The sequence below is a fragment of the Streptomyces sp. TRM64462 genome, assembly GCF_013362995.1.
Taxonomy (GTDB): domain Bacteria; phylum Actinomycetota; class Actinomycetes; order Streptomycetales; family Streptomycetaceae; genus Streptomyces.
Genome location: NZ_JABWDV010000143.1, coordinates 1 through 19395, shown reverse-complemented (window position 1 = coordinate 19395; position 19395 = coordinate 1). Strand labels below are relative to the sequence as shown.

Annotated in this window: 20 protein-coding genes; 8 read left to right on the top strand and 12 right to left on the bottom strand. The window is 75.0% G+C overall.

The features are described 5' to 3' along the window. Positions 1-115: 115 nt before the first annotated feature. From HTZ82_RS06630 to HTZ82_RS06620, 3 genes are read right to left on the bottom strand one after another with little or no spacing between them, the layout of a single operon-like run. A complete protein-coding gene (locus HTZ82_RS06630; protein WP_175408344.1) occupies positions 116-493 on the bottom strand; it encodes a DUF3040 domain-containing protein in 378 nt (125 codons plus the stop codon). Between the two features lie 28 nt (positions 494-521). Next, the gene (locus HTZ82_RS06625; protein ID WP_175408343.1) at positions 522-1319 is read right to left on the bottom strand and encodes a slipin family protein; all 798 of its coding nucleotides are present in this window, start codon (positions 1317-1319) and stop codon (positions 522-524) included. After that, positions 1316-2761, bottom strand: a complete 1446-nt coding sequence (locus HTZ82_RS06620; RefSeq protein ID WP_254711673.1) for a nodulation protein NfeD — start codon at positions 2759-2761, stop codon at positions 1316-1318. The genes HTZ82_RS06625 and HTZ82_RS06620 overlap by 4 nt, the downstream gene beginning before the upstream one ends. A gap of 157 nt (positions 2762-2918) precedes the next feature. Here HTZ82_RS06620 and HTZ82_RS06615 point away from each other — a divergent pair, with 157 nt between their 5' ends. Continuing rightward, a complete protein-coding gene (locus tag HTZ82_RS06615; protein ID WP_175408342.1) occupies positions 2919-4097 on the top strand; it encodes a CdaR family transcriptional regulator in 1179 nt (392 codons plus the stop codon). A 72-nt stretch (positions 4098-4169) separates the two neighbouring features. Here HTZ82_RS06615 and HTZ82_RS06610 read toward each other — a convergent pair whose 3' ends face one another. The 3 genes from HTZ82_RS06610 to HTZ82_RS06600 form a co-directional block, all read right to left on the bottom strand. Beyond that, entirely contained in the window at positions 4170-4676 is a 507-nt protein-coding gene (locus HTZ82_RS06610; protein WP_175408341.1) for a DoxX family protein, read from the bottom strand. 130 nt (positions 4677-4806) lie between these two features. Beyond that, complete coding sequence (locus HTZ82_RS06605; RefSeq protein WP_175408340.1) at positions 4807-5598, bottom strand: hypothetical protein; 792 nt, start codon at positions 5596-5598, stop codon at positions 4807-4809. A gap of 203 nt (positions 5599-5801) precedes the next feature. After that, positions 5802-6686, bottom strand: a complete 885-nt coding sequence (locus HTZ82_RS06600) for a universal stress protein (RefSeq protein ID WP_175408339.1) — start codon at positions 6684-6686, stop codon at positions 5802-5804. A gap of 161 nt (positions 6687-6847) precedes the next feature. Between HTZ82_RS06600 and HTZ82_RS06595 the strand changes: the two genes are divergently transcribed. Together HTZ82_RS06595 and HTZ82_RS06590 are read left to right on the top strand one after the other, a co-directional pair. After that, on the top strand, positions 6848-8203 hold the full coding sequence (locus HTZ82_RS06595) for a nicotinate phosphoribosyltransferase (RefSeq protein ID WP_175408338.1): 1356 nt from the start codon (positions 6848-6850) through the stop codon (positions 8201-8203). 69 nt (positions 8204-8272) lie between these two features. Further along, on the top strand, positions 8273-9157 hold the full coding sequence (locus tag HTZ82_RS06590) for a universal stress protein (protein WP_175408337.1): 885 nt from the start codon (positions 8273-8275) through the stop codon (positions 9155-9157). Here the strand turns inward: HTZ82_RS06590 and HTZ82_RS06585 are convergent. Then, positions 9154-9861 carry a pyridoxamine 5'-phosphate oxidase family protein gene (locus HTZ82_RS06585; RefSeq protein ID WP_175408336.1) on the bottom strand — a complete coding sequence of 236 codons (708 nt, stop codon included), beginning with the start codon at positions 9859-9861 and terminating at the stop codon, positions 9154-9156. The genes HTZ82_RS06590 and HTZ82_RS06585 overlap by 4 nt on opposite strands. A 172-nt stretch (positions 9862-10033) precedes the next feature. Here HTZ82_RS06585 and HTZ82_RS06580 point away from each other — a divergent pair, with 172 nt between their 5' ends. Both HTZ82_RS06580 and HTZ82_RS06575 read left to right on the top strand, forming a co-directional pair. Continuing rightward, positions 10034-10489 (top strand): Crp/Fnr family transcriptional regulator, encoded by a 456-nt coding sequence (locus HTZ82_RS06580; protein WP_175408335.1) that lies wholly within the window; start codon positions 10034-10036, stop codon positions 10487-10489. Positions 10490-10674: 185 nt separating this feature from the next. Then, positions 10675-11298 (top strand): CBS domain-containing protein, encoded by a 624-nt coding sequence (locus HTZ82_RS06575; RefSeq protein WP_175408334.1) that lies wholly within the window; start codon positions 10675-10677, stop codon positions 11296-11298. 110 nt (positions 11299-11408) lie between these two features. Here the strand turns inward: HTZ82_RS06575 and HTZ82_RS06570 are convergent, their stop codons facing one another. Beyond that, positions 11409-11714 (bottom strand): DUF1876 domain-containing protein, encoded by a 306-nt coding sequence (locus tag HTZ82_RS06570; RefSeq protein ID WP_175408333.1) that lies wholly within the window; start codon positions 11712-11714, stop codon positions 11409-11411. A gap of 245 nt (positions 11715-11959) precedes the next feature. On the opposite strand from HTZ82_RS06570, the gene HTZ82_RS06565 reads away from it, so the two are divergent. Then, positions 11960-12859: a universal stress protein gene (locus tag HTZ82_RS06565; protein WP_175408332.1), complete on the top strand. Its 900-nt coding sequence runs from the start codon at positions 11960-11962 to the stop codon at positions 12857-12859. Positions 12860-13042: 183 nt separating this feature from the next. Further along, positions 13043-15742 carry a pyruvate, phosphate dikinase gene (ppdK, locus tag HTZ82_RS06560; protein WP_175408331.1) on the top strand — a complete coding sequence of 900 codons (2700 nt, stop codon included), beginning with the start codon at positions 13043-13045 and terminating at the stop codon, positions 15740-15742. 14 nt (positions 15743-15756) lie between these two features. Here the strand turns inward: ppdK and HTZ82_RS06555 are convergent, their stop codons facing one another. From HTZ82_RS06555 to HTZ82_RS06545, 3 genes are all read right to left on the bottom strand, one after another. Next, positions 15757-16317, bottom strand: a complete 561-nt coding sequence (locus HTZ82_RS06555; RefSeq protein ID WP_175408330.1) for a GNAT family N-acetyltransferase — start codon at positions 16315-16317, stop codon at positions 15757-15759. Positions 16318-16397: 80 nt separating this feature from the next. After that, positions 16398-17852, bottom strand: a complete 1455-nt coding sequence (locus tag HTZ82_RS06550; protein WP_175408329.1) for a cytochrome P450 — start codon at positions 17850-17852, stop codon at positions 16398-16400. A gap of 186 nt (positions 17853-18038) precedes the next feature. After that, complete coding sequence (locus tag HTZ82_RS06545) at positions 18039-18656, bottom strand: rhodanese-like domain-containing protein (RefSeq protein ID WP_175408328.1); 618 nt, start codon at positions 18654-18656, stop codon at positions 18039-18041. 81 nt (positions 18657-18737) lie between these two features. Between HTZ82_RS06545 and HTZ82_RS06540 the strand changes: the two genes are divergently transcribed. Continuing rightward, the gene (locus tag HTZ82_RS06540) at positions 18738-19025 is read left to right on the top strand and encodes a metal-sensitive transcriptional regulator (protein WP_175408327.1); all 288 of its coding nucleotides are present in this window, start codon (positions 18738-18740) and stop codon (positions 19023-19025) included. Between the two features lie 61 nt (positions 19026-19086). Here the strand turns inward: HTZ82_RS06540 and HTZ82_RS06535 are convergent. Next, on the bottom strand, positions 19087-19395 hold a 309-nt coding region (locus HTZ82_RS06535), incomplete at its 5' end, for a sulfite exporter TauE/SafE family protein (RefSeq protein WP_175408326.1).

The following is a 19395-nucleotide window of genomic DNA, read 5'->3' as shown; positions in this document are numbered from 1 at the left end:
CCGCCATCACTCCCTCCTCCGCCTTGCAGCCGCACGCACCAGACCCCGCTCACCCACAGCCAAGGTGAAGGCCCCGCGATGCCGCCATGATCCGCCGGACACTCCCTAGGTCTCGTTACGCGGACGTGCCCGGGTGGAGGACGGCGGATGCGGCGGGTGGCATGCCGGTGGGCGGGATCTGGTCCGGCCCGGACTCGACGGGGCGCATCAGGACGGCGGTGAGGATCATGCCGACCACGGCCACGACGACCGCCACGATCGCCACGATCTTGCGCCAGTCCCTGTACCCCTTCGCACGCCCCTCCTCGCGCGCGGCCTTGCCCCCGGTACGGCGCTTCTTGCGGCCGGAGCCGGTGGCCGCGTCGTCCGGGGGCTCGCCGGTGAACTGACTGCCGAGCGCGGACATGCGTTCGTCGAGCGCCGGGTCTTCGCGTGCGAGGGACCGCTCGATCTCGGCGAGAAGACGGTCCTCGTCCATCCCGGGTGCCATCACGATCACCTCCTGTGGGGCTGTGCGGGGACTAGGCGGGTGTGACCGGGCGCGGAGGCGGAGCGGCGCCGTCCTGCGGGCGCAGCATGTCGACGAGGCGCAGCACCTCCATGGGGAGCGGGAAGATCAGCGTGGAGTTCCGCTCGGAGGAGACCTCGGCCATCGTCGACAGGATCCGCAGGTGCATGGCCGCCGGGTGGCCTTCCAGGCGCTGCGCGGCGTCCGCGAGGGTCTGTGCCGCCTCGAACTCGCCCTTGGCGTGGATGACCTTGGCCCGCCGGTCACGTTCGGCCTCGGCCTGCCGGGCCATGGCGCGTCGCATGGCCTCGGGCAGTTCGACGTCCTTCACCTCGACGAGGGTGACCTTCACACCCCACGGGTTGGTGACGTCGTCGATGATGCGCTGGAGCCGCTGGTTGATCTCGTCGCGGTTGACCAGCAGTTCGTCGAGGTCGACCTGGCCGAGGATGCTGCGCAGGGTCGTCTGGGCGATCTGCGAGGTGCCGGTGACGTGGTTCTCGATCGCGACGACCGACCTGTTGGGGTCGACCACGTTGAAGTACGTCACCGCGTTGACGCGCACGGTGACGTTGTCCTTCGTGATGACGTCCTGCGGCGGGATGTCCATGGTGATGGTGCGCAGGGACACGCGCACCATGCGGTCGACGACCGGGATGATGAAGAACAGGCCGGGGCCTTTGGCGCCGATGATCCGACCGAGGCGGAAGATGACGCCGCGCTCGTACTCGGGCACCACCTTCACGGACATGGACAGGAGCAGGAGCAGAACGGCCGCGCCGAAGAGCAGGCCGACGAGTCCGGAGTTCATGGCTGGTCCTCCTCCTCAGCGGGGCGCTCGCGTCCCGGTTCCGGTTCTTCCGGTTCTTCCGGTTCTGCCTCGTGTTCCGATGCGGTGGGTTCCGGTTCGGTGGGTTCCACCACGAGGTTCAGCCCGTCACGGTCGACGACCCGTACCTCCTCCCCTTCGCGTACCCGTCCCTCGCGGAGTCGCACCGTCCACCACGCGCCGTCGACGAACACCTGCCCGGTGTCACCGTCGGGGGCGACGTCGCGTACGGCGGCGGTGCGGCCGATCAGGGCCTCTTGGCTGGTGACGGCGGGGGCGCGGCGGGCGCGCCAGGCCAGGCGGCCGGCGATCAGGACGCCGGCCCCGACGACGAGGGCCGTGGGCCACACGACGATCGGGTCGAGGGCGAGCTCGCCGCGGAACAGGAAGATCCCCGCGAAGACGAGGGACGCGGTTCCGCCGGCCGCGAAGATGCCCACGCCCGGTGTGAGGACCTCGGCGACGAAGAGGAGCGCGGCGAGCAGGAGCAGCAGCAGCCCGGCGACGCCGAACGGCAGGACGCTGAGCGCGACGAACCCGAGGACGAGAAGGATGACGCCCGTGACGCCCGCGAGGCCGACGCCGGGGGCGGCCAGCTCGTAGATGACGGCGAGGGTGCCGATCGACAGGAACAGGAAGGCCAGTTCGGGGCTGGCGAGCAGTTGGCGGATCTCGCCGAGGAACCCGAGCTCGTGCATGACGACCTCGGCGTCGGCGGTGTTCAGGACCACGTCGCGGGTGGCGTCGGGCGGGCCCACGGTGACCTGGCGGCCGTCGAGCGCGTCGAGGAGCGCGGCACGCGAGGGGGCGATCAGGTCGACGACGTTCATGCGCAGGGCCTGTTGGTCGGGCAGTGACGTGCCCTTGCGGACCATGTCGTCGGCGAAGTCGGTGTTGCGGTCGCGCTGTTCGGCGATGGAGCGGGCGAAGGCCGCGGCGTCGTTGACGACCTTGTCGCTCGCCGGTTCGCCCTGGCCGGTGACGGGCGTACCGGCGCCGATGTGGGTGCCGGGGGCCATGGCCGCGATGTGGGCGGCCATGGTGATGTAGGCGCCGGCGGAGGCGGCGCGGGCGCCTGAGGGTGTGACGTGGACGACGACGGGCACGTCGGCGGAGAGGAACGTCTGGACGATGTCCCGGGTCGACTGGAGGAGCCCGCCGGGGGTGTCCGTCTCGACGATGAACGCGGTGTGGCCGTCGCGTGCGGCCTGGTGCACGCCGTCCTCGAGGTGCTCGGCGAAGACGGGCGTGACGGTGCCGTCGAGCTGGGCGACCAGCACGGTGGGCCGCTGCTGCGGCTGTGCCGCGGTGGCTTCGGCGGGGGCCGCGGCGGAGAGCGCCAGCGGGAGGGCGGCCAGGCAGGCGAAGGCGCCCAGCATCAGCCGGGCGAGCATCAGGACCAGCACCTGTACGCGCCACGCCATGGGTGCCTCCCTTGCACGGGCCCCGTGGGCCGCCCGCCCCGTGGCGGACGGTGTGCCCAGCGTTTACCCCTCGCGGGGGGTACGGAGTCGGGGGCGGTACGTCAGGGGTCGGCTGTTTGGCGGTGGCGGAATTGCCGGGCTCCGGCAACATGGAGGCATGCCCCGCGACGAGCCCGCGGCCCTGCCGCCGGCGGAGTGGCCGTCCCGCCTGACCGAGATCCGCGCCTCGGGCCGCGCGCTGCGCGACGACGAACGGGCCGGCCTGCACGCGTACGCCGCCGAGGCTGCGGACCGCGGCGTGACGCTGGACGGCCTGGTGACCGAACTGCACGCGGCCGCGTACGGGGTGGTGCACGGCGACCGGCCAGAGGGCGGCGCTGAGGCGGGCGGCGGGGCGGCGGCTCGGGTGCCCGCGGAGCGTGAGGGGGCCGGCGGGGTCGGCGGCGGGCATCCGGTGGGTGAGGTGGCTGTGCTGCGGGCCGTGGCCGAGGCGGCGGTGGCGCTGGCGGAGGGGTACGGGGCGGTGCGGCACGCGGTGCTGCGGCGGGAGGAGGCGGGCCGCCGTGAGTTCGCGGGGCATCTGCTGGACGGGCGGGCGGGGCTGGGGCGGCTCGCGGAGCGGGCGGAGCGCTTCGGGCTGCGGCCGGCCGGCCCGTACCGGGTCGCGGTGGCGCGGGCCGCGGTCGGTGCCGACGGCTTCGGGGCCGGCGACCGGGCGGTCAGGTACGTGGAGGAGGCGCTGCTGGCGCGGTTCGGCCGGGGCGGGGCGCTGGTCACGACGAAGGACGGGCTCCTGGTGTGCGTGGCGCCGGGGACGGGCGACGAGGCCGAGGTGCCGAAGGCGTTCGCGGGGCTGGTGCGCGGGGCGGCGGGGCCGGGCTGCCGGGTGGCCACGGGGCGGGCGCGGACCGGACCGGCGGGTGCCGCCCGCTCGTACCAGGAGGCCCTCGCGGCCCTGGACGTCGCCGAGCGGCTCGGCCTGGACGCGGCGCTGCTGGACGCGGGCGAACTGCTGGTGTTCCAGGTGCTGGGCCGGGACCGGGCTGCGATCACGGAGCTGGTCGGCACCGTCCTGGGCGGCCTGGAGGCGGCACGCGGGGGCGCGGGCCCGCTGCTGGCCACGCTTGAGGCGTACTTCGCGACCGGCTGCGTCAACACGGCGACGGCGGCCCGCCTCGGCCTGAGCGTCCGCGCGGTGACGTACCGCCTGGACAGGGTCCACCGCCTCACCGGCCACGACCCGGCCGACCCCGCCCAGCGCTACACCCTCCAGACGGCCGTGCTGGGCGCCCGGCTGCTGGACTGGCCGCGCACCCCGCTGGAGCCCACGGGCTGACCGCCGGGGGCCGCGGTGCCGGAGCCACGGGCGGGGTCAGAGGCGGGGTCAGAGGCGAGGTCAGAGGCCGGGTCAGGGGCGGGTGGCGGCTTCCAGGCGGGTGTGGCGGGAGAGGTGGGCGTCGGCGGACCAGGCGCCGGCACCGACCGCCAGCAGGAAGAGCGCGCCGCACAGTTGGGCGAGGTCGGTGCGCGACGCGTGGGCGAGGTCCCACCAACCGGACGCGCCGGGGAACAGCGGGGCGGCGCCCCACAGGATCGGCAGTTTGGTGATCGCCAGCGCTCCCGCCATGTTCACGAGCATCGGCACGGCGGCGAGCCGGGTGAACAGTCCGGCGAGGATCAGCAGCCCGCACGCGATCTCCAGGATCCCGTCCAGGGACGCGAAGAACCCGGGGAGCGGGATGCCGGCACGGTCGAAGCGCCCGGCGCCGAGTTCGTCGGGGCGTACGAACTTCAGCACGCCCTCGGAGGCGAAGACCGCCCCGACGTACAGCCGGACGAGGATCACCTCGCCGGGGGCCTCGGTGTGGATGAGGCGGGTGCGCCACGGGCCGGGCTGCGTCAGGAGGGAGGTCATGGCGGGGGTACGTCCTTCGGGCGGGGCGGCGGGGGTCCTACCCGGACCATCGTGCGTCGTCGCAGCGGGCGGCAGAACAGGACTTCGGGCCGTTCCCGCGTACGGGTGAACGGCGCGGCGGGTTCCGGGCTCACCAGCCGAGGAGCAGCCTGCGGCGCGCCGCGCGGGCCTCCTGGAGGCGTAGGACCACGACGATGACGCCGACCAGCAGCAGCCACGCCGCCACCGCCGCCCAGGGCCCCGCCGTACGGGAGCCCGTCCACGCGGCGGGCAGCGCCGCAGCCGCCGCCCAGCAGGCCGTGCGGCCGAGCCGTACGAGGGGGCGGGGCAGCCCCTCGTACGCGAGGTCACGCGCGCGTACCGCCAGGAGCCCACCGGCCGCAAGGGTGCAGGCGCCGAACGCGAGGAGCACGAGCGCGTACGCGGCGGCCAGTTCGGGGTTGCCGACCGGGCTGTGCGCGCTGCGGCGGCTCACCCCGTCGTGGACGACCGCGGTGGCGTACCCGCCCCACATGAGCACGGTCACGCGGTCCCCCGCCCGCAGGTCGCCGAGGAGCGGCGCCGCCTCGCGGGGCATGCGGAGTTCGCGGGGCACCGGCGGTGGCGCGTCCAGGCCGAGCGCGTACGGGCCGCTCCCGCCGGCGGCGACGGTGGCGGCCACCTCGTACAGGCAGGGGCGGCGCGCCGCGTCGGGCGTCCGGGGTGTGTGGCCCTCGCGGCACGGTACGGCGCTGCGGAACGCCCGTACGTCGCGGGCCGCCGCGGCGGCGTCGAGGGCGGCCGCTGCGCTGCCGGCCAGCAGCAGGGCGCCGACGAGGACGGCGAGCGCCCCGACCAGGCGGCGCCGCAGCACCCGCCGCCGGAAGCCCCGCCTCTCGGCGGCGCCGTGTCGCGGCGCACCGCCGCCCGGAAACGAGCCCATGCGGCCGCCTCCCCGCGCTCACCTGCCTCGGACCCGGCGATGGTGCCACCGCCCGGTGTGACGGGTCATTGCCGGAACCCGGCACTCTTGACGGCGGGTCGCCGCCCCGGCGCCTCCTGCGGTGGCGCAGCGTGGGACGGTCCCGGGCGGGCTCTCGGCGGCGACGTGCCGTGTTCGGCGGGCGGCGGGCGGCGGGCCCGTGGTCAGTCCGTGTGGGCGCGGGGGACGATCTCGACCGGGCAGTGGGCGTGGTGCAGGACCGCGTGGGTGACGTGGCCGATGGCGCGGCCGATGCCCAGGGGCGGGTGGTGGGCGCCCAGGACGAGGAGTTCGGCGTCGTGCGTGGCCTGGACGAGCAGTTCGGCGACGGAGCGGCCGCCCTCCACCTCGGTGGTGACGGTCAGTCCCGGGAACTCCGCGCCGATGGCGTCCGCGAGGACGCGCATCTCGTGGACGTGGCGTGCGGCGACCCCGTCGATGTCGTCCAGCAGGGTTCCGGCCGTGCCGACGTGGGCGAGCGGGGTCCACACGGTGAGGAGGTGGAGGGCCGCCCCGCGCACCTGCGCCGCGCGTGCGGCGGGCCGGAGCCAGTCCAGGTCGTTCCGGCCGCGTACGCCGGCGACGACGCGCCCGGAGACGGGGCGTTCGGTCTCGCCGCGTACGACGACGACCGGCACCCGGGCGTGCGCGGCGACGCCCAGCCCCACCGAGCCCAGCAGCAGCTCGCCGAAGCCGCCCAGGCCGCGGCTGCCGACGACGATCGTGCCGTCGGTGCCGGCCGCGTCGCGCAGCGCGGGTACGGCGTCCTCGGGGCTGAACTCCTGGGTGACGGCGAGGCCGGGGAAGCCCTCGGCCACCAGGTCGGCGGACTCCCCGAGCAGCGTGTGCCCGGCCTCGCGGGCGCGCTGGTCGTCGGTGCCCGCCGCGTGGACGATGCGCAGCGGGCGCCCGTGCCGTTCCGCCTCGGCGGCGGCCCACAGCAGGGCGGTGCGCGCCGGGGCGGAGCCGTCGACGCCCGCGACGACGGGGCCCTGTCGGCCGCCGCGTACCTGGTCGGGCCCGGCGTGCGGGGTCGTGTCGTGGTTCATGGCTCCTCCTGACGGGGACTCGGGCGGGCGCGGCCGGTGCGTCGTGCCCGGTGGCCGCGTCCGGCGTCCTCGCGCAGGCACAGGCACGGGCGCACGCACAGGCACGGGCACCGGCGGCGGGTCCATCCTGGAAGCGGGGGCGAAGGAGAGCGGCGATCACCATGTCGGACGTCACCACCACCGATCTGTACGAGGTGACGATGGCCCTGTCCTACCTGGAGGAGGGCATGGAGGGGCCGGCCACCTTCAGCCTCTTCGTGCGGAAGCTTCCTCCGGGTCGCGGGTTCCTCGTCAGCGCCGGTCTCGAACCCGCGTTGGACTACCTGTCCGGGTTCCGGGTGACGTCCGGGGACGTCCGGCGGTTCGCGGCGGCGCTGCACCGGGACGTGGAGGACCTGGCGCCGCTGCTGGGCCTGGCCTTCCGCGGGGAGGTGCGGGCGGTGCCCGAGGGCCGGGTGGTGCACGCGGGTGAACCGCTGCTGGAGGTGACGGCGCCTCTGCCGCAGGCGCAGCTCGCGGAGACGTATCTGCTGCTCCTGCTGAGCCATCAGACGGCGGTGGCGTCGAAGGCGGCGCGCTGCGTGCTGGCCGCTGCGGGACATCCGGTCGTGGACTTCTCGCTGCGCCGTACGCACGGCCCGCACGCGGGCTTCCAGGCGGCCAGGGCGGGCGGCATGGTGGGCTTCGCCGGCACCAGCAACGTCGCGGCGGCGGTCCGCCTGGGACTGACGGCGTCCGGGACCATGGCCCACTCGTACGTGGAGGCGTTCCCGGACGAGGAGGCGGCGTTCCGGGCGTTCGCGCGGGCGCACCCGGGCCCGGTGACGTTCCTCGTCGACACGTACGACACCGAGCGGGGCGTCGCGACGGCGGCGCGGGTGCTGCGGGACCTGCGGCGCGGGCCCGGCTGCGGGGTCCGGCTGGACAGCGGCGACCTGGGGGCGCTGTCCCGGCGGGCGCGGGCGATCCTCGACGAGGCGGGGCTGGAGGATGTGCGGATCATCGTGAGCGGCGGTCTGGACGAGTACGGGGTCGAATCGCTGGTGCGGGAGGGCGCGCCGATCGACGTGTACGCGGTCGGGACGAAGGCCGGGACGTCGGCGGACGCGCCGTATCTGGACTCGGCGTACAAGCTCGTGGAGTACGACGGCCGGCCGGTGATGAAGCTGTCGTCGGCGAAGGTGACCGCGCCGGGGCGCAAGCAGGTGTTCCGCACGCCGGGCGAGCCGGACGTGCTGGCCCTCTGGGACGAGCCGTGCCCGGCCGGCGCGGAGCCCCTGCTGCGCACGGTGATGCGGGCGGGGCGGCGGATCGGCCCGCCGGACGACCTGGCGGCGGCCCGCGCGCGTTTCGTCGCGGACGTCACGTCCCTGCCCGCGTCCGCCCGCCGCGTCCACGCCCCGGAACCGCTCACTCCGCGGGTCTCGCCGCGCCTCACGGCACTCACGGCGGCGGTCAGGGACCGCCTCACGACGGGCACGGCGGCCCGGGCGGGAACGTCGCCGCGGACCCCGTAGCGGGCGGCGGACCGGGTGTGCTGCCCGCGCGGGGTTTCGGGGGGAAGCTGGAGGGTGGGAGGTGTTGCCATGGGCGACGTACCGGCGACCGGGTGGGACCGGGCCGTTGTCGCGGGGCTCGACGGGTCGGCGGAGGGGCTGGCGGCCGGGTTGTGGGCGGCGGACGAGGCGGTGCTGCGGGGTGTGCCGCTGCGCCTGGTGCATGTACGGGAGGCCGATCCGCGGGTGGTTCCCGGGGCCGGCGGCGCGGAGCTGGTGCGGGACGCGGCCGCCCGGGTGCGGCGGTTCCATCCGGAGCTGGTCGTCGCCACCGAGACCGTGTTCGGGCACGCCGCCGACGCGCTGGTCGCGGAAACCACGGACGCCGGGCCCGCCGGGCTGCTGGTGCTGGGGTCGCGGGGGCTCGGCACGGTGCGCGGGTTCCTCGCCGGTTCGGTGGGGCTGGCCGTCGCGGCCGCGTCGCACCGGCCGGTGGTGCTGGTGCGGGCGGGAAGCGGGGACGAGGCGCCGGCGCACGGCGGCGACGTGGTGGCCGGGGTGGACGTCTTCGAGCCGAACGGGGAGGTGCTGGCCTTCGCGTTCCGGGAGGCGGCCGTCCGCTCCCGCAGGCTGCGGGCCGTGGCCTGCTGGTCGCTGCCCCCCGCGTACGGGTACGTCGCGGCGCTCGACCCGGGCGTCACCGCCGAGGTGGGCCGCGAGGTCGCGGCGACGCTGGCCGACCTGCTGGTCCCGTGGCGGCAGCGCTTCCCCTCGGTGACGGTCACCGAGGCCGCCGTCGCGGGCTCGCCGGGCGTCGAACTGGTACGGGCGGCCGCCGGCGCCGCCCTGCTGGCCGTCGGGCGCCACCGGACGCGGCTGCCCCTGGCACCGCGCCTGGGCCATGTCGCGCACGCCGTGATCCACCACGCGTCGGTCCCCGTCGCCGTGGTGCCTCTCGAAGCCGGGCGGCACTAGAAGGCGGTCCCCCGCCCGCCGCTCTCGCCGCGCCCGCCACCCCCGTGGACGTGGTGGACGTGGATACGGCGGCCCGTGACGCGCCTCGGGGCGATGGCGAGCCACAGGTCGCGTTCCCCGCCCGCCCAGGGCGTCGTGTACGCCTGCCGCTCCAGCGCGGCGACCTCGTCGGGCTCGGTCACCGTACGGGCCGGGCCGACGAGCAGCACGCTCCAGCCCTGGCTGAACGCGTCGTCGATGTGGTCCACCTCGAACGCCGCGTCGCCGGTCGCGGCCGTCGCGGGTGCGGACTCGGGCGACGTACGGAACGTCACCTCAAGCCCCGCGACGAGGTAGTTGACCGGGAGGATCGCGGGACCCTCGTGGGAGGTGACGGCCACCCGCCCGACGCCGTGCGTGCCGAGCAGCCTCCAGCACTCGTCGGCGCTCAGCTCCACCAGCTCCGGGTGGTAGGCGGCGTGCCCGCCGCCCGGCGGCAGGTCGGCCGTGCCGCCGGTCAGCGCGACGACGGTGGTCTCCAGGGCGTCGGCGAGGCGCAGCAGGAAACCCATGCCGGGTGCCGCGGTCTGCTCCTCCAGATACTGGATGTAGCCGGGCGCCGAGCCCGCCCGCAGGGCGACGTCCTCGCGGGACAGCCCGAGCTGCTCTCGGCGGGCCGCCACGCGTCGGCCGATGTCACCCTTCAGGTGCTCAGGTCCGGGCATGGCATCACGGTATCCGCGCCACCCGGCGTCCGCATCGCGGAGGCCCCGCCGGCGGTCGGCAGCCCACGACCGGCGGCGCCGTCGCGTCGTACGCTCGAATCACCGCACCGCGGCACGGCACCGTGTCGGCGGGGGCCGAGGGTGCGGCGCGCGGGTTCAGCAGGAGGTTCACATGGGCACCACAGCACCGAGGATCAACGCCCTGCCCGCCCCGCACCGGGAGCGGCTCATGGCACTCGCCCGCGAGGTGGCGTTCGAACCGGGCCGGCGGCTCTTCGACGAACGCCGGCCCGCTGACCGGTTCTGGATCATCCGTACGGGTGCCGTCACGCTCGACGCCCAGGTGCCGGGCCGGCGCGCCGCCGAGGTCCAGATGCTGGGCCACGGCGACCTGGTGGGCCTGTCCTGGCTGTTCCCGCCGTACGAGTGGGAGCTGGGCGCCGAGGCCATGAGCCTGGTGCGCGCGTACGAGTTCGACGCACTCGCGGTGCGCACGGCGTGCACGACGGAGCCCGCGTTCGGCTACGCGCTGACACTGTGGGTCGGGCAGGTGCTGTCGCACCGGCTCCAGGCGACCCGGGTACGGCTGCTCGACCTGTACGCGCCGCACGCCACCGGCGTCACCTGAGCGTGTGAGGAGAACGTGCCGGGGCACACGAAGGCGGAAAGGGCCATCCGCTTCTCGCGGATCCTGATTGCGAGGTGCACGGCCGGTGCCGCTTCTCCTCGTCTCTCCGTGAAGCCCTTTCCGTCACTTCCAGGAAACCACCGGCCGGGGCTCGCCGCCAGGGCCAGAAGGGACCGCAGCGAACGATGAGGCACCGCAGTGTGGCCGATCTGATGACCCCGGAGGCCGTCGCCGTCCGGCCGGGCACGGCCTTCAAGGAGATCGCGCGGCTCCTGGACGAGTACGGCATCACCGCGGTCCCGGTGGTCGACGAGGACGAGCGGCCCGTGGGCGTCGTGTCCGAGGCCGACCTGCTGCGCCGGCGCACCTCCGGCAACAACGGCAACGGGAACGGCAGTACCGCCGAGGCGCTGATGACCAGCCCGGCCGTCGTCGCGGAACCGGACTGGAGCGCGGTCGAGGCGGCCCGCGTGATGGAGAGGCACCGGATCAAGCGGCTGCCCGTGGTGGACGCGTCGGGGCGGCTCATCGGGGTGCTCAGCCGCAGCGACCTGATCCAGCTCTTCCTGCGGCGCGACCGGGCCATCCAGGAGGAGATCCTTGAGGACGTGGTCACGCAGACGCTGGGCCTGCCGCCGTCGGCGCTGACGGTCGACGTCAACGACGGCACGGTGACGCTCAGCGGCACGCTGGAGCGGCGGAGCCTCGTACCGATAGTGGTACGGCTGTGCGAGACCGTCGACGGGGTCGTCGAGGTGGACGCCCGGCTGTCGTACGAACAGGACGACACCCAGGCCGTGACGGCGTGACGGGGTGACGGCGTGACGGGGTGACGGCACGAGGACCGCCCGGGCACTGCGCGTGCCCGGGCGGTCCTCGTGTGCGCATCACGGAGGTGGGACCGTGCGCCGCGGTGTTGTCACCGTGCCGGTGTCGACCAGCCGTACGGCGCGGCCTCTTCCTCCGTCTCCTCGGACATTCCGGCCCCTGCCTCACCGATGTCCTTGTACGCCAGGCGCATGAGCTGCCGGGCGAGGTCGCTCATCGCGCGGCTCGCCGCGAGCTCGTCGCCGATCAGGGGGACGTCCTGATCCTCGGGGTTGCACCGGGCGGTGCCGTGACCGGTGAGTCGGGACTGGCCGGTGTCGAGGACCGCGCGCGCCTCGGTGGTGCCCTCGTCCTCCAGCAGGTCCATGTTGATCTTCCACTCCAGCGTCCGGCTCATGGTGTGCCTCCTCGACGCGTCGGACGGCGGCGGACACTGCGACTTCCGCCCTCATACCAGGATCCACCCGCGACCGCGCCACGACGACCCGGTGAACGCCGCCGTTCGGAGCAGCCGCGGTTTACGGTCCGGCCGGCGGGGAAGTCGGGCGGCCCGGCCCTCCCCGGCGGCGCCGGGGCGTGCTTCGCCCACGTATCGCCGTACCCGCCGGGGGACCGATCCACGGAGGAACCGGAGGACCTTCCATGGAGTACGCCCCGACGACCCGCGCGATCGCGGTGGGAGTGGACGGCTCGCCCGAGAGCCTGGCCGCGGTGGACTGGGCGGCCCGGGAGGCGGGCCGCCTCGGCCTGCCCCTGCACGTCGTGCACGCGTGGCTGTGGCAGCCGCTGGACGTGCCGCTCGCCCAGGACCGCGAGGTGGAGGCGCGCCGCGCGCAGGGCGTGCTCGACGAGGCGGTGGCGGCCGTCCGCGGGGTGGAGCCGGAGCTTGAGGTGTCGGCCGAGATCGTGTCGGACACTCCGGTCCCGGCGCTGCTGGCGGCGGCGGACGCGGCGGGCATGCTGGTGCTCGGCTCGCGCGGGCACGGGGCGCTCGTCGGGTTCCTGCTCGGTTCGTACGGGCAGCAGGTCATCGCCGAGGCGACCCGCCCGGTGGTGTCGGTGCGGGCTCCCCGGGAGGGCGAGCAGCCGTCGCCGGCGGCGGTGGAGTCGGGTGAGGTCGTCGTGGGGCAGCAGGGCGGCAAGGAGGAGAGCGCCCCGGTGCTCGGCTTCGCCTTCGAGGCGGCGGCCGCCCGGGGTGTCGGCGTACGGGCGGTACGGGCCTGGAGCCTGCCGCCCCTGTACGCGTACAGCCCGGGGTCGCTGCGCCTCGTGGACGAGGCGGGCGGCCTGGAGCCGTTCGAGCGCAAGGCGCTGGCGGAGGCGCTGCGGCCGTGGCGGGAGCGGTACCCGGGCGTTCCGGTGACGGAGCACGTCGAGATCGGCAGCGCCGGCCAGGTGCTGCTGTCGGTGACCCGGGACGCGGGGCTGCTGGTGGTGGGCCGGCGGGTGCGGCAGGCGCCGCTGGGGCCGCGGATCGGGTCGGTGGCGCACGCGGCGCTGCACCACGCGCCGTGCCCGGTGGCGGTGGTCCCGCACGAGTGAGCCGCCCGTAGGGGAGGCGAGACGGGCGGCGAGGCGGGCGGCGGCCCCTCGGAGCCGAGCCGGGTACGGGCCTCGGTGCCGAAGGGCCTCACCGGGCCGCCGGGAGCCTCCTGGGCGTCGCGGTGGCAGGCTGGTTCGTGGTGGTACCGCAGGCCGTCCGTTCCCCCGGGAGGAAGCACCGCCATGGTCCGCTACGTGTACGACTTCGCCGAGGGCGGCCGGGACCGCGCCGACCTGCTGGGCGGCAAGGGCGCCAATCTGGCCGAGATGGTGCGGATGGGCCTGCCCGTACCGCCCGGCTTCACGATCACGACCGAGGCGTGCCGGGTCTTCCTGGAGACCGGCGCTCCGCCCCCGGGGCTGGACGGCGAGATCGCCGCACATCTCGCACGGCTGGAGCAGGCGGCGGGGCGGCGGCTCGGGCAGGTGGACGACCCGCTGCTGCTGTCGGTCCGCTCCGGGGCCCGCTACTCGATGCCCGGCATGATGGAGACGATCCTCGACATCGGCCTCAACGAGTACGCGGTGCTGGGCCTGGCCAAGTCACCGGCCCGCGAGCGGTTCGCCTGGGACTCGTACCGCCGCCTCGTGCAGATGTTCGGCACCACCGTGATGGGGGTGGACGAGGCGCTGTTCGAGGACGTCCTGCGGAGCGTCGAGCACCAGCACCACGTCGTGGACGAGGCCCATCTCGACGCCTGCGACCTCATCCGGATCGTGGAGACGTTCAAGGACGTCGTCAAGGAGCAGACGGGCGAGGACTTCCCGGAGGACCCGCACGAGCAGCTGCGCCGTGCGGTGCTGGCGGTCTTCGGCTCGTGGAACGCCGAGCGCGCCCGCGTGTACCGGCGGCGCGAACACATCCCCGACGGCCTCGGCACGGCCGTGACCGTGCAGACGATGGTGTTCGGCAACCGGGGCGAGGACTCCGGCAGCGGTGTCGCGTTCACCCGCGACCCGTCCACCGGGGCGCCCGGCGTGTACGGCGACTACCTGCCCAACGCACAGGGCGAGGACGTGGTGTCCGGCACCCGCGACGCCGTGCCGCTGGAGGAGCTGCGGCGCCGCGACCCGGCCTCGTACGACGAGCTGTGCGGGCATCTGCGGCGACTGGAGGAGCACTACCGGGACCTGTGCGACATCGAGTTCACGGTCGAGCGCGGCACGCTGTGGATGCTCCAGACGCGGATCGGCAAACGCACGGCGCAGGCCGCGTTCGCGATCGCCGGGCAGCTCGTGGACGAGGGGGTCATCTCCGTCGACGAGGCGCTGCGCCGGGTCGACGGGGAGGGTCTGGCGCGGCTGATGTTCCCGCGCTTCGACGCGGCGGGCGCCGGGGAGCCGCTCGCCCGGGGTGTGGCCGCCTCGCCGGGGGCGGCCGTGGGCGTGGCGGTGTTCGACTCGGCGGAGGCGGTGCGGCGGGCCGCGGCGGGTGAACACGTGGTGCTGGTACGGCCGGAGACCACGCCGGACGATCTGCCCGGGATGGTCGCGGCGCAGGCGGTGCTCACCAGCCGGGGCGGCAAGACGAGCCACGCGGCCGTGGTGGCGCGGGGCATGGGCAAGGTGTGCGTGTGCGGCGCCGACGCGCTCGCGGTGGATGTGCGCGGGCGGCGGTTCTCGGCGGGGGACGTCACGGTCGAGGAGGGCACGGTGCTCTCCGTGGACGGGTCGGACGGCCTCGTGTACGAGGGTGCGGTGCCGCTCGTCGACTCGGTGGTGATGCGGTACTTCGAGGACGGCGGCGGCCCGCCGGCGGAGGACGCGGAGCAGGTCGTACGGGATGTGCACCGGCTCATGGAGCGGGCGGACGCGGTGCGGCGCCTTGAGGTGCGGGCGAACGCGGACACGCCGGAGGACGCGGCGCGGGCCCGCCGGTTCGGGGCGCGCGGCATCGGGCTGTGCCGTACCGAGCACATGTTCCTCGGCGAGCGGCGCGCGTACGTGGAGGCGATGATCCTGGCGGCGGACGACGCCGGCCGGGACGCGGCGCTGGCGGAGCTGCTGCCGCTCCAGCGGCGGGACTTCGCGGCCATCCTGGAGGCGATGGACGGTCTGCCGGTCACCGTGCGGTTGCTGGACCCGCCGCTGCACGAGTTCCTGCCGGACCGTACGGAGCTGGCCGTCCGGGTGGCGCGGGCGGAGGCGTCCGGGCGGGAGCCGGACCCGCGGGACACGGCGCTGCTGGCTGCGGTCACGCGGATGCGTGAGGAGAACCCGATGCTGGGGCTGCGGGGCGTACGGATCGGCCTGGTCGTCCCGGGTCTGGTGGCGACGCAGGTGCGGGCCCTGGCGGAGGCGGTCGTGGAACGCGTACGGGCCGGTGGCGCGCCGCGGGCCCAGGTGATGGTGCCGCTGGTCGGCTCGGTGACGGAGCTTCACCTCGTGCGGGAGGAGGTGGAGCGGGTCCTGGCGGAGGTGTCGCGCGCGTCGGGCGTGGCCGTGGAGTGCCCGGTCGGCACGATGATCGAGCTGCCGCGCGCCGCGCTGACGGCGGGCCGGATCGCGCGGGACGCGGACTTCTTCTCGTTCGGTACGAACGACCTGACGCAGACGACGTGGGGGTTCTCACGGGACGACGTGGAGGCGGCGTTCTTCCCGGCGTATCTCGACAAGGGTGTCTTCGACGCGTCGCCCTTCGAGACACTGGACCGGGAGGGCGTCGGCCGGCTCGTCGAACTGGCCGTCGCTGAGGGCCGGGCGGCGCGCCCGGGCCTGGAGACCGGGGTGTGCGGCGAGCACGGCGGCGACCCCGGGTCGGTGGGCTTCTTCCACGACGCGGGCCTCGACTATGTGTCGTGCTCGCCGTTCCGTGTGCCGGTGGCGCGGCTGGAGGCGGGGCGGGCGGCGCTGCGCGGGGTGTCCGGCAGCGACGCCCGCTGAGCGCCGCCGGTCGCTCAGGCGGTCTGCCGTGCGGCGCGCCACTCGGGGGCGAGGACCGACCAGATCTCCTCGTCGTGGCGCTCGCCCCGGTACAGGTGACTGGCCCTCAGGACACCGTCCCTGGTCATGCCGAGGCGCCGGGCGACGGCGATGCTCGGCGTGTTGTCGGGCGACACCCACCACTCGACGCGGTGGATGCCGCGCTGCTCGACGGCCCAGTCGATGAGGACGCGGGCGGCCCGGGTGACCAGGCCCCTGCCGACGGCCGCCGGCTCCAGCCAGCAGCCCGCCTCGGCGGTGCGCTGTGCGACGTCCATGGTGCGCAGGATGACCGCGCCGACCAGGGTGCCGTCCCACCGGATGCCGTGGATGCGCCCCGTGTCGGACGCGGTCTTGTCCGCGTACGCCTGGAGGAAGGCCCGGCTCGACTCGACGTCCGTGACGACGTCGGGGAGCCCGTTGTGCCGGCCGATGAACTCCCGTCCCCGGTCCATATGGGCGAGGAACTCCTCGGCCTGCCACGGTTCGAGCGGGCACAGCTCCGCGCCCTCGTCGCCCAGGGATATCGCGTACATCGTCACCTTCTGTCGTCCGGACCGGTGCAGTGTGCGGAGGGATCTTCCGCCGGATCCTCTCACGGTCCGTGACGTGCCCGTCAGGCGGGAGCCGCGCCGGTGGCGTGCGGCAGGGGCCGCAGCCTGCACCGTACGGGGCCCTGGGCGCGCAGCGTGATGCCGGACGTGACGGCGATGTCGACGTCGACGGCGTCGAGTTCGTAGGCCTGGAGGACCATCGCCAGGGCGAGGACGGACTCCAGCATCGAGAAGTGCTGCCCGATGCAGGCGCGGGGCCCGCCGCCGAACGGGAAGAAGGCGTAGCGGGGACGTTCCTTCTCGCGTTCGGGCGTGAAGCGGTCCGGGTCGAAGCGGTCCGGCTCGTCCCAGTAGCGGGTGTGGCGGTGGGTGACCCAGGGGGCGACGATCACGTCGGCGCCGGCGGGGATGGTGTACCCGTCGATACGGGTCTCGGTGACGGCGCGGCGGCCGATCACGGGCCCGGCCGGGTAGAGGCGCATGGCCTCCTTGAGCACCTGCGCGAGGTACGGGAGGGCGTCGAGGTCGGCCGCGCCCGGTGTCCGTCCGCCGAGGACGCGTACGGCCTCCTCGCGGGCGCGCTGCTGCTCCTTGGGGTGGCGGGCCAGCAGGTGCAGGGCGAACGCCAGCGAGGTGGCGGTGGTCTCGTGGCCGGCCAGCAGGAAGATGAGGACCTGGTCGCGGATCTCGTCGGCGTCGAGGCTGCCGTCCTCGTCGCTGCCGGCGCGGGCGAGGAGCGTGAGGAGGTCGTCGCCCTCGGCGTTCCCGGCGGCGTCCGCGCCGTCGGTGGCGGCCGCGCCGTCGGTGGTCGCCGGGCCGGCGGTGGTCGCCGGGCCGGCGGCGCGGCGCTGTTCGATGATGCGGTCGCATTCCGCGTACAGCTCCGCCATCGCGGCGGAGGCACGGCGGTTGGCGGGCGTCGGCCAGTGGCGCGGGGCGGCGGCGGGCGAGAAGGCGCGGCGCAGCACGTAGTCGCCGATGACCGGGAACGAGCGCTCGACGACGTGGACGGCCGACTCGACGTCGGTGCCGAAAAGAATGCGGGCGACGGCACGCAGCGTGAGCCGTGTCATCTCGGCGGACACGTCGACGACACCGCCGGGCGCGTCCCGCCAGGACGCGGTCACGGCGGCGGTCTCGGCGGTGACGGCCTCGGCGTACCCGTCGACGCGGCGGCGTGTGAACAGCGGCTGCACCAGGCGCCGTTGCCGCAGGTACACGTCGTCCTGGCTGGTGAGCAGGCCGTTCCCGAAGGACTCGCGGACCTCCTGGTAGAAGGTGTTGTCCTTGCGGAAGTTGGCCGATTCGGTGGCCAGTACCTGCTGGGCGCCCTCGGCCGAGAACACCCCGTACAGCTCGGTCCGCAGCCCGGGCGGGCCCGCGCTGATCCGGACGAGGTCGCCGTGGGCGCGGTACGCGTCGAGGAACGTGCCCAGCGGGTCCCGCTTCAGGTCGAGCATCGAGCCGATGAGCGGCAGCCCGGCCGGGCCGGTGATCTGTGTGCCCGTTGTCGTCATCCCTTGTCTCCCTGAGCCGTGCCGGGTGCCCGGACGGCCCCCTCGGACGGCTCCGTCGCGGGGGCCGTGCACTGGGGGCCGATTCTGCCCCGGAAGGGCGGCCGCCGGAGGGCGCATACGGATTCCCGTCCGGATCGCCCGCCGGATCGGCCGGTTTGCGGACCCGCGCACACGGCCCGTGGGGCGTCAGGGAGTTGAGGGGCTGCCGGGCTGGTCGGGGCGGGTGTGGAGGGTGCGCAGGGTGGTGAGCGTCGCGGCGAGGTCGGTGGGGCGGGGGCGGTTGTGGGGCAGCTTGGCGAGGACGACGGCCATGCCGCAGGTGTCGGTGAGCGCGGAGAAGACGAGGCCGCCCGCGACGCCGGCGGCGATGAGCTGGAACGCCGGGTGGACGAGGAGGCCGAGGGCGAGTCCGGTGAGGACCAGGAGGCCGGCGGTGAACCGGACCTGGCGCTCCATGGCCCAGGTGCGGCGCGGGGCGCCCTGGGGGCGGTGCAGGTCGTGGCCGCCCGCCGCCCAGGCGCCGGTGCCGCCGGCGAGCGTCGCGGCGGTGACCCCGCCGTCGGCGAGCAGCCGGCAGGCGGTTGCGGCGCGGGCGCCGGAGGCGCAGACGACGAGGACGTCGCGGTGCGCGGCGGCGTGGCGGATGTCGGCGAGTGCGTGGGCGACGCGGTCGAGGGGGATGTTGAGCGCGCCGGGGAGGTGCCCGGTGGCGTACTCGCCGGGGGTGCGGACGTCGAGGACGGTGAGTTCGTGCAGCCGGGTGCGGACCTGGTGGGGGTCGAGGGTACGGGGGGTGCTGGTCATGGCGGGTGTCATCCTTGGTCGTCGACGGTGCCCAGGAGTGGGGGTAGATTACCCCTAGGGGTATGTCGTGAGGAGTGGGTCGTGGAGTTGGATCTCGCGGGGGCCGAGCTGAAGTCGGTGCTGAACCGGCTGCGGCGGGCGCAGGGCCAGATCTCCGGTGTGATCAGGATGATCGAGGAGGGCCGCGACTGCGAGGAGGTCGTGACCCAGCTTGCCGCGGCGTCCCGGGCGTTGGACCGCGCGGGGTTCGCGATCATCGCGACCGGGCTCCAGCAGTGTCTGACCGACATCGGGGACGGCCCGGGCGCGGAGGAGCAGCGCGACGAGATGCGCACGCGCCTGGAGAAGCTGTTCCTGTCACTGGCGTGAGCGGGTGCGGGCGGGCACCGGCGGGAGCGGTCTTCCGCACCGTGGCGGGCGGGCGCGGTCGTCACAGGACCGCGTCCGCGGCCATGAGCGCGGCGACCGCGAGCAGCACGTAGCCGAAGACGCGGCGCAGCGTGGCCGCAGGCACCCGGGCACCGAGCCGCCGGCCGTCCCAGGCGCCCAGCACGGCGGCGCCCGTGAACGGGGCGATCACCGCCCAGTCGAGCGGCCCGGCCGTGCCGGCCCGGGCGGTCAGGGCGACGAGCGCGTTGACCGTGACGACCAGCAGGCTGGTGCCGATCGCGGCGCGCATCCGCAGCCCGACGACGCCCACCAGCGCGGGCACGGCGAGGAAGCCCCCGCCGACGCCGAG